Source organism: Alteromonas sp. MmMcT2-2, from assembly GCF_022348305.1.
In the GTDB taxonomy this organism is placed as follows: Bacteria; Pseudomonadota; Gammaproteobacteria; order Enterobacterales; family Alteromonadaceae; genus Alteromonas; species Alteromonas macleodii.
This window is the reverse complement of record NZ_JAKRFA010000025.1, coordinates 55,379-64,725: the sequence shown is the minus strand read 5'-3', so window position 1 is coordinate 64,725 and position 9,347 is coordinate 55,379. Positions and strand designations below refer to the sequence as shown.

Sequence of the window (9,347 nt, the reverse complement as noted above, 5' to 3'; positions counted from 1 at the left end):
ACATTAAAAAATCCGATACCAGAGACTGATATCGGATTTTGAAGCCTTAAAAAGATCGGTCAACCGATCATGAAAATTTTCTTAACTGATCGGCATTACGCTTAAAGCGGGCTTTTATCACAAAATTGTTAAGCGTTAGCTTACCAACCTGTAGTCTCGCGAAGCGCCTTGCCGATTTCAGCAAGTGAACGTACAGTTTTAACGCCAGCGTCTTCTAGTGCTTTGAATTTCTCATCAGCAGTACCTTTACCGCCTGCGATGATTGCACCAGCGTGACCCATACGCTTACCTGGAGGAGCAGTAACACCAGCAATGTAAGAAACAACAGGCTTGGTTACATTAGCTTTAATGAACGCTGCTGCTTCTTCTTCAGCTGTACCACCGATCTCACCGATCATTACGATAGCTTCAGTTTGTGGATCGTCTTGGAACATCTGAAGGATGTCGATGAAGTTTGAACCAGGAATTGGGTCGCCACCGATACCAACACAAGTAGACTGGCCAAAACCTTCGTCAGTGGTTTGCTTAACCGCTTCGTACGTAAGTGTACCAGAGCGAGAAACAATACCTACTTTACCAGGCTTGTGGATGTGACCAGGCATGATACCAATTTTACACTCTCCAGGAGTGATTACACCTGGGCAGTTTGGACCGATCATGCGAACGCCTTTCGCTTCTACGTATTCTTTAACGTAAAGCATATCTAGCGTTGGGATACCTTCAGTGATACATACGATTAGCTCGATACCCGCATCTGCAGCTTCAACAATTGAATCTTTACAGAAAGGTGCTGGTACATAGATAACTGTTGCAGTTGCGCCAGTTGCTTCTACCGCTTCACGTACAGTATTGAATACTGGAAGACCTAGGTGCTCAGTACCGCCTTTACCTGGTGTTACACCACCAACCATTTGCGTACCGTAAGCAATTGCTTGCTCAGAGTGGAAAGTACCCTGACCGCCAGTGAAACCCTGACAAATTACTTTAGTATCTTTATTAATTAATACAGACATTATTTGCCCTCCGCTGCAGCAACAACTTTCTGCGCTGCATCAGTTAGCGATTCAGCAGCAATGATATCTAGACCAGAGTTCGCTAGAACTTCACGGCCAAGCTCTGCATTGGTACCTTCAAGACGTACAACTACAGGTACTTCTACGCCAACTTCTTTAACCGCACCAATGATACCTTCTGCAATCATGTCACAGCGAACGATACCACCGAAGATGTTAACCAATACCGCTTTAACATTGTCATCAGAAAGGATGATTTTGAATGCTTCAGCTACACGCTCTTTAGTTGCGCCGCCACCAACGTCTAGGAAGTTAGCTGGCTTGCCACCGTGTAGGTTTACGATGTCCATAGTACCCATTGCTAGGCCTGCACCGTTAACCATACAACCTACATTACCGTCTAGCGCAACATAGTTTAGTTCCCACTGAGCAGCATGAGCTTCACGCGCATCTTCTTGTGAAGGATCTTGCATATCTTTCAACTTAGGCTGACGATATAGCGCGTTACCATCGATACCTACTTTCGCGTCTAGGCAGTGTAGGTTACCGTCAGTTTTGATAACTAGCGGGTTGATTTCGATAAGCGCAACGTCAAGCTCTTCAAACATCTTAGCTAGGCCAAGGAAGATTTGAGTGAATTGCTTGATTTGTACGCCAGAAAGACCTAGAGCAAACGCCATTTCGCGCGCTTGGTAAGGCTGAGGACCTACAATTGGGTCGATTTCAGCTTTAAGGATTTTCTCTGGAGTCTCTTCTGCAACAGTTTCAATCTCAACGCCACCTTCAGTAGATGCCATGAATACAACGCGACGGGTTGTACGGTCAACTACTGCACCAAGGTAAAGCTCGTTAGCGATATCTGTGCAAGATTCAACTAGGATTTTGCTCACAGGCTGACCGTTTTCGTCAGTCTGGAAAGTCACCAAATTTTTGCCAAGCCAGTTTTCAGCGAAAGCGCGAATGTCGTCTTTGTTTTTAACTAGCTTTACACCGCCAGCTTTACCGCGACCGCCCGCGTGTACCTGACACTTAACTACCCACTCGTTTCCGCCAATTCGGTCAGCGGCTTCTACAGCACCTTGAGCAGTGTCTGCTGCGTATCCTTCAGAAACAGGCAAACCGTATTCTTTGAATAGCTGCTTACCTTGGTATTCATGCAAATTCATGGTGTTTCTATCCGATTTTTAGTAAGACAAAAGCCGCAAATGCGACTTGATTAGTTTGACTGATATTATAGGGCAAATATCAGCGTTGCGTTAGGCGCAAAGCAAGCATACACAAGCTAAACGCCTAACCACAATTCCGTGAGACGAAAGTCTTATACGTCTAGAAGTAGACGTGTTGGATCTTCTAGCATCTCTTTAACGGTTACCAAGAAACCTACTGATTCTTTACCATCGATAATACGGTGGTCATAAGAAAGCGCTAGGTACATCATTGGTAGAATTTCTACTTTGCCATTAACAGCCATTGGACGATCTTGGATTTTATGCATACCCAAAATAGCGCTCTGTGGCGGGTTAATGATTGGTGTAGACATTAGTGAACCAAACACACCACCGTTGGTGATTGTGAAATTACCACCTTGTAGTTCAGCCAATGACAGCTTACCGTCACGGCCTTTAAGTGCTAGTTCCTTAATTCCTTTTTCAACGCCTGCCATGCCTAGTGTGTCAGTATCTTTAAGTACTGGTGTTACAAGGCCACGTGGTGTAGAAACAGCAATCGATACATCGAAGTAGTTGTGATAAACAATGTCATCACCGTCGATAGACGCGTTAACTTCAGGGAAACGCTTAAGGGCTTCGGTTACCGCTTTCACGTAGAAAGACATGAAACCAAGGCGAATACCGTGACGCTTCTCGAAGCTGTCTTGATACTGCTTACGAAGGTCCATGATTGGCTTCATGTTTACTTCGTTAAACGTTGTTAGCATTGCCGTAGAGTTCTTCGCTTCAAGAAGACGGTTAGCAATTGTCTTGCGAAGACGCGTCATTGGAACACGTTTCTCGGTACGATTACCCGTTGGTAGGTCAGCTGAAACAGATTCAGACGCAGCAGGCGCTGCCTTCGCTGAGCTGTCGCCGCCTTTAAGGTATTTCTCTACGTCTTCTTTAGTGATACGGCCATTTTTGCCAGTGCCTTTCACTTTAGCTGCGTCAACACCTTTTTCTGCAAGTAAACGACGAACAGAAGGACTAAGCACATCACTGCTCTCGTCACTGTCATCGCTTTCGCTTGACGCTGCTGGAGCAGAAGCGCCGCTTGCTGCACCTTCTACAAATTTAGCAATCACTTCTTCAGCTGTTACGGTGGCGCCCTCTTCTGCGATAATTTCAGCAAGAGAACCGTCTGCAGGAGCAACAACTTCTAGTACTACTTTATCAGTTTCGATATCAACCAAGTTTTGGTCGCGAGAAACTGCTTCACCTACAGCTACGTGCCACGTTGCGATTGTCGCGTCAGCTACAGATTCAGGAAGTACTGGTACTTTAACATCAGATGTTTTTCCAGAAGCCGCTGGAGCCGCATCTGATTTAGAATCGTCTTTCGCTTTGCTTTCTGTTTTAGCTTCAGCTGGTGCAGCAGCACCACCCTTTTCTAGTTTAGCAATAACTTGCTCGCCTAAAACAGTTGCACCCTCTTCGTTTAGGATCTCACCAATTGTACCGTCCGCTGGCGCCACAACTTCTAAAACCACTTTATCAGTTTCAATATCAACCAGGTTCTGGTCTCGTTTAACTGCGTCACCGGCCTTTACGTGCCAGGTTGCAATGGTGGCATCGGCAACTGACTCAGGTAGAACCGGAACTTTTATCTCAATTGTCATTACTGTTCCTTATTTAATTGTGAGTGCGTTTTCAACCAGGGCTTTCTGTTGCTGGTTGTGAACGGATACATAACCTACTGCAGGTGACGAGGATGCATCACGGCCTGCATATGTTAATTTTGCACCATCTGGAATTGCTTGCCAGAAATGGTGTTGGCTACAGTACCAAGCGCCTTGGTTTTGAGGCTCTTCTTGACACCAAACCCAATCTTTTACGTGGCTGTATTGTGCCACAACTTTAGCGCATTCTTCTTGTGGGAATGGATAAAGTTGCTCTAAACGGATGATTGCGACGTCTGTTTGCTCATTTTTACGGCGCTGGTCTAACAAATCGTAGTAAACCTTGCCTGAACACATAACAACACGCTTCACATTCTTCGGATCGATATCATCAATTTCGCCAATTACGTTATGGAATTTGCCTTCTGCAAGTTCCTCTAACGAAGATACAGCCATTGGATGACGTAATAGTGACTTAGGTGACATCACGATAAGTGGTTTACGCATTGGACGAACCACTTGGCGTCTAAGCATGTTGTAAACCTGAGCGGGTGTTGAAGGTACACACACTTGCCAGTTGTGGTCAGCACACATTTGCAAGAATCGTTCAAGACGCGCAGAACTATGCTCTGGGCCTTGGCCTTCATAACCATGTGGAAGTAAAACGGTTAGGCCACACAAACGACCCCACTTCGCTTCACCTGAGCTCAAGAACTGATCAAATACAACCTGAGCGCCGTTAGCGAAGTCACCAAACTGGGCTTCCCAAATAGTCAGACACGTAGGCTCCGCTGTCGCATAACCATACTCAAATGCCATAACCGCTTCTTCTGAAAGCACAGAGTCGTAAATTTCGATCTCGCCCTGTCCTTCACGAATATGCTGTAGTGGCATATATGTCGACGCATCTTTTTGATTGTGCAATACCGCGTGACGGTGGAAGAAAGTACCACGGCCTGAATCCTGACCGGTAATACGAATATCTTCGCCGGCATCAACGATAGTTGCATAGGCCAAGTTTTCAGCCATGCCCCAATCAAGCATTTTCTCGCCAGCAACCATCGCTTTACGGTCTTGGTAAAGCTTGTTTACGCGAGACTGAAGCTTGTGCTCTTCAGGAATAGTAGTGATTGACTCACCTAGCTCTTTGAGCTTCTCAACTGAAAGCGAACCATCGTAAGGCGTATCCCAGTCGTGACCAAGATATGGAGACCAGTCAACGCTGTGCTCTGTCATTGGACGCCACTCTTCAACAACGCACGCGCCGTGGTCGAGCGCTTCACGATATTCTTCAAGATAGCGGTCTGCGTCACGTTGTTCAATCACACCTTCAGCTATTAACTGGTCAGCATAAAGAACACGTGGAACCGGGTGCTTCTTAATTTTTTGGTACATCAACGGCTGCGTGGCGTTTGGCTCATCCGCTTCGTTGTGACCATGACGACGGTAACAAACTAAATCAATTACAACGTCTTTCTTAAACTTATTGCGGTATTCAAGCGCAAGCTGCGTAACAAAGGCAACCGCTTCTGGATCGTCTGAGTTCACATGGAAAATCGGTGCCTGTACCATCTTCGCGATGTCAGTACAATATTGCGTTGAACGGGTATCTTCAGTCTTCGATGTGGTGAAACCAACTTGGTTATTTACCACAATACGAACCGTACCACCTACAGCAAAGCCGCGAGTTTGCGACATGTTGAAGGTTTCTTGTACTACACCCTGACCAGCAATTGCCGAGTCACCGTGAATAGTGATAGGCAGTACTGTATTCGTGTCATCATTGCGACGCGCAAGACGTGCACGTACAGACCCCATAACTACAGGGTTTACAATCTCAAGGTGAGACGGGTTAAACGCTAGTGCTAAGTGAACATTGCCGCCTGGAGTCGCGAAGTCAGACGAGAAACCTGCGTGGTATTTCACGTCACCTGCGCCTAGTGAGTCGTCGTGCTTACCTGAAAATTCATCAAACAGCACCGATGGGTTTTTACCCAATACGTTAACTAGCACGTTCAAACGACCACGGTGAGCCATGCCGATAACCACTTCTTTGGTACCTGCAGTGCCAGCCTTGGTGATTAAACCTTTCAGCATAGGAATAAGTGCATCGCCGCCTTCTAGAGAGAAACGCTTTGCCCCTGGGAATTTAGAACCCAAGTACTTTTCCATTCCGTCAGCCGCAGTAAGACCTTTAAGAATTCCTAGCTTTTCGTCGCGAGAAATTTCAGGTTTTGCTTGAACAGATTCAATTTTTTGTTGCAACCAGCGTTTCTGTTCAGTATCGGTAATATGCATGTACTCTGCACCGATAGAGCCACAGTATGTGCGGTTTAACGATTTAAACAGTTCACCCAATGGCATTGAATCTTTGCCAATGGCATACGAACCTACATTGAATACTGAATCGAAATCTTGCTCAGAAAGGCTGTGGTGAGAAAGTTCTAAATCGCGTACACGCTCTTGTTTCCATAGACCTAGCGGATCAAGGTTTGCGTGCTGATGACCGCGGAAGCGGAACGCATTGATTAACTGAAGAACTTTAACTTGCCTGTCGTCTGAAACATTTGCAGAAGGCACAGACGGACTAGACATGCGGGCGGTTGGCCCTAACGCAGCAAGTTGCCTAAATTGATTTTTAATTGTTGTATGATTGGTTTCTAACTCTACGCCATCGACTTTGGGGAGGTTATCGAAGATTTGTCGCCAATTTTCAGAGACACTTTGCGGGTCTTCTAAATAAGTTTCATACAACTCTTCAACATAGGCAGCGTTGGCACCTGCCATGTGCGAGGAATCCCACCACGCTTTCATCACGCTTTCTTGCATTTAATTTGCCTTGCTACGTTTTATAAAATCTAGTTAACAATCAAGATGTATTATAAGGTTATTCTCAGCATAACCAAGTGTTATAACAGCGAATATATAAAAAAATAGCCATCCTTTTGGGATGGCTATTTAGAGCATCACTATCTGTAACTTTAGGAAGTTATCAGAATATAGTACTAAACAGCCCGTTGTAAAAGCATAGACTTAATTTGGCCTATCGCTTTTGTAGGGTTTAAGCCCTTAGGACATACACTTACACAGTTCATGATACCGTGACAGCGGAATACGCTGAACGCATCATCAAGGTCGTTAAGACGCTCTTCAGTTGCCGTATCACGGCTATCGATAAGGAAACGATACGCGTGAAGTAGACCAGCAGGACCGATGAACTTATCAGGGTTCCACCAGAAAGATGGGCATGACGTTGAACAACATGCACATAGAATACACTCGTAAAGACCGTCAAGTTTCGCACGCTCTTCAGGTGACTGTAAGTGTTCGCGCGCTGGCGGCTGCTTACTGTCGTTGATTAAGAACGGCTTAATCTTTTCGTACTGTGTGTAGAACTGCGTCATATCAACAACAAGGTCACGTACAACAGGTAGACCTGGAAGTGGACGAACTACTATTTTACCTTTGCCCAGTGCAGATAAAGGAGTGATACACGCAAGGCCATTTTTGCCGTTCATGTTCACACCGTCTGAACCACACACACCTTCACGGCAAGAGCGACGGAAAGAAAGCGTCGGATCTTGCTCTTTAAGTGCAAGTAGCGCGTCTAGCACCATCATGTCCTGACCTTCCTCTACTTCTAGAGTGTAGTCTTGCATGCGAGGCTTCGCATCTACTTCTGGGTTGTAACGATAAATCGAAAAAGTTAATTGCATGATCGTTGCCTCTCTTAATATGAACGCACTTTAGGCGGGAATGCTTCCCTAAGCTTAGGCGCCATATTCACTTCACGTTTGAGCATTTTATCAGTGTTCGGATCGTAGATGCTGTGGCATAACCAGTTATCGTCATCACGGTCCGGGAAGTCGAAGCGGCTGTGAGCACCACGGCTTTCCGTTCTGAAGTTCGCTGCTACTGCTGTGCTGTACGCGGTTTCCATTAGGTTATCAAGCTCTAAACATTCAATACGTTGGGTATTGAAGTCTGCGCTCTTGTCGTCAAGGCGTGCATGCTTAAGACGCTCGCGAATTTCGCTAAGCTCTTTAAGACCTTCCGCCATTGCTTCACCTTCACGGAATACTGAGAAGTTAAGCTGCATGCATTTCTGCAAGTCTTTCTTAATTTGTACTGGGTCTTCGCCCTTACCTTTCTCTGACTTTTCCCAACGGTTGAAACGCGTCATAGAGGCTTCGAGATCAGATTCTGATGCGTCGCGTGTTGGTGCCATTTCAGACAATGTCTTACCAAGGTGTAAACCGGTCGCGCGACCGAATACAACAAGGTCAAGAAGTGAGTTACCGCCAAGACGGTTCGCACCGTGTACAGATACACAGGCTATCTCACCACAAGCAAATAGACCGTTAACAACCTTGTCGTTACCGTTTTCATCAACCGTTAGACATTGGCCATCAACGTTGGTAGGAATACCACCCATCATATAGTGACAAGTAGGAATTACTGGAATTGGCTCTTTCACTGGGTCAACGTGTGCAAACGTACGTGAAAGTTCAAGGATACCAGGTAGACGAGACTCAAGAACGTCTTTACCAAGGTGGTCAAGCTTAAGCTTAATGTGAGTACCCCATGGGCCTTCACAACCACGACCTTCACGAATTTCAGTCATCATTGAACGCGCAACAACGTCACGACCAGCAAGGTCTTTCGCGTTAGGCGCATAACGTTCCATGAAACGTTCGCCGTCTTTGTTTAGAAGGTAACCACCTTCACCACGACAACCTTCTGTTACCAATGTTCCTGCGCCAGCGATACCCGTTGGGTGGAACTGCCACATTTCCATATCTTGAACTGCAACGCCTGCACGAAGTGCCATACCAACACCGTCACCGGTATTGATGTGTGCATTTGTAGTAGATGCGTAGATACGACCCGCACCACCTGTTGCAAGTACAACTGCGCGAGACTTGAAGTAAACTACTTCACCAGATTCGATATCAATCGCGGTACAACCAACAACGTCTCCGTCTTGGTTCTTAACTAGGTCAAGTGCATACCACTCAGAGAAAACTTTTGTTTTGTTCTTTACGTTTTGCTGGTAAAGAAGGTGTAGAAGCGCGTGACCAGTACGGTCAGCTGCAGCTGCTGTACGAGCGCCCTGCTCGCCACCAAAGTTCTTAGACTGACCGCCAAAAGGACGCTGGTAGATTTTACCGTTTTCGAAACGAGAAAATGGTAGACCCATATTTTCCATTTCGATAATGGCTTCTGGACCAGTTTTACACATGTATTCGATAGCGTCTTGGTCACCGATATAATCAGAGCCCTTAACGGTGTCATACATGTGCCATTCCCAATTGTCTTCGTGTGAATTACCAAGTGCTACAGTAATACCACCTTGAGCAGACACAGTATGAGAACGGGTTGGAAATACTTTTGATAACAGTGCACATGATTTACCAGACTGCGAAATCTGTAGTGCTGCGCGCATACCTGCACCGCCAGCACCAATTACTACTGCATCAAACTCGTGAACGGGTAAACTCATT

The 9,347-nt window shown here is 46.0% G+C and carries 6 protein-coding genes; all 6 read right to left on the bottom strand.

Translation table 11 applies throughout. From position 1 onward, the window contains the following. Positions 1 to 140 precede the first annotated feature (140 nt). The gene (gene sucD / locus MHM99_RS14500; RefSeq protein WP_012518366.1) at positions 141 to 1,013 is read right to left on the bottom strand and encodes a succinate--CoA ligase subunit alpha; all 873 of its coding nucleotides are present in this window, start codon (positions 1,011 to 1,013) and stop codon (positions 141 to 143) included. Continuing rightward, positions 1,013 to 2,179: an ADP-forming succinate--CoA ligase subunit beta gene (gene sucC, locus MHM99_RS14495; protein ID WP_014949450.1), complete on the bottom strand. Its 1,167-nt coding sequence runs from the start codon at positions 2,177 to 2,179 to the stop codon at positions 1,013 to 1,015. The genes sucD and sucC overlap by 1 nt, the downstream gene beginning before the upstream one ends. Positions 2,180 to 2,331: 152 nt before the next feature. Further along, complete coding sequence (odhB, locus tag MHM99_RS14490) at positions 2,332 to 3,843, bottom strand: 2-oxoglutarate dehydrogenase complex dihydrolipoyllysine-residue succinyltransferase (protein WP_239219958.1); 1,512 nt, start codon at positions 3,841 to 3,843, stop codon at positions 2,332 to 2,334. A 9-nt stretch (positions 3,844 to 3,852) separates the two neighbouring features. After that, positions 3,853 to 6,672, bottom strand: a complete 2,820-nt coding sequence (gene sucA, locus MHM99_RS14485; protein WP_014949448.1) for a 2-oxoglutarate dehydrogenase E1 component — start codon at positions 6,670 to 6,672, stop codon at positions 3,853 to 3,855. A gap of 176 nt (positions 6,673 to 6,848) precedes the next feature. Beyond that, a complete protein-coding gene (locus MHM99_RS14480) occupies positions 6,849 to 7,559 on the bottom strand; it encodes a succinate dehydrogenase iron-sulfur subunit (RefSeq protein ID WP_012518362.1) in 711 nt (236 codons plus the stop codon). Between the two features lie 14 nt (positions 7,560 to 7,573). Next, a complete protein-coding gene (sdhA, locus tag MHM99_RS14475) occupies positions 7,574 to 9,346 on the bottom strand; it encodes a succinate dehydrogenase flavoprotein subunit (protein ID WP_239219956.1) in 1,773 nt (590 codons plus the stop codon). Between the last annotated feature and the right edge of the window lies 1 nt (position 9,347).

Bases quoted from the DNA above. Each gene is read 5' to 3' on its own strand.
- sucA (WP_014949448.1), bottom strand. From the start codon at position 6,672: ATGCAAGAAAGCGTGATGAAAGCGTGGTGGGATTCCTCGCACATGGCA.
- sdhA (WP_239219956.1), bottom strand. From the start codon at position 9,346: ATGAGTTTACCCGTTCACGAGTTTGATGCAGTAGTAATTGGTGCTGGC.
- sucC (WP_014949450.1), bottom strand. From the start codon at position 2,179: ATGAATTTGCATGAATACCAAGGTAAGCAGCTATTCAAAGAATACGGT.
- sucD (WP_012518366.1), bottom strand. From the start codon at position 1,013: ATGTCTGTATTAATTAATAAAGATACTAAAGTAATTTGTCAGGGTTTC.
- MHM99_RS14480 (WP_012518362.1), bottom strand. From the start codon at position 7,559: ATGCAATTAACTTTTTCGATTTATCGTTACAACCCAGAAGTAGATGCG.
- odhB (WP_239219958.1), bottom strand. From the start codon at position 3,843: ATGACAATTGAGATAAAAGTTCCGGTTCTACCTGAGTCAGTTGCCGAT.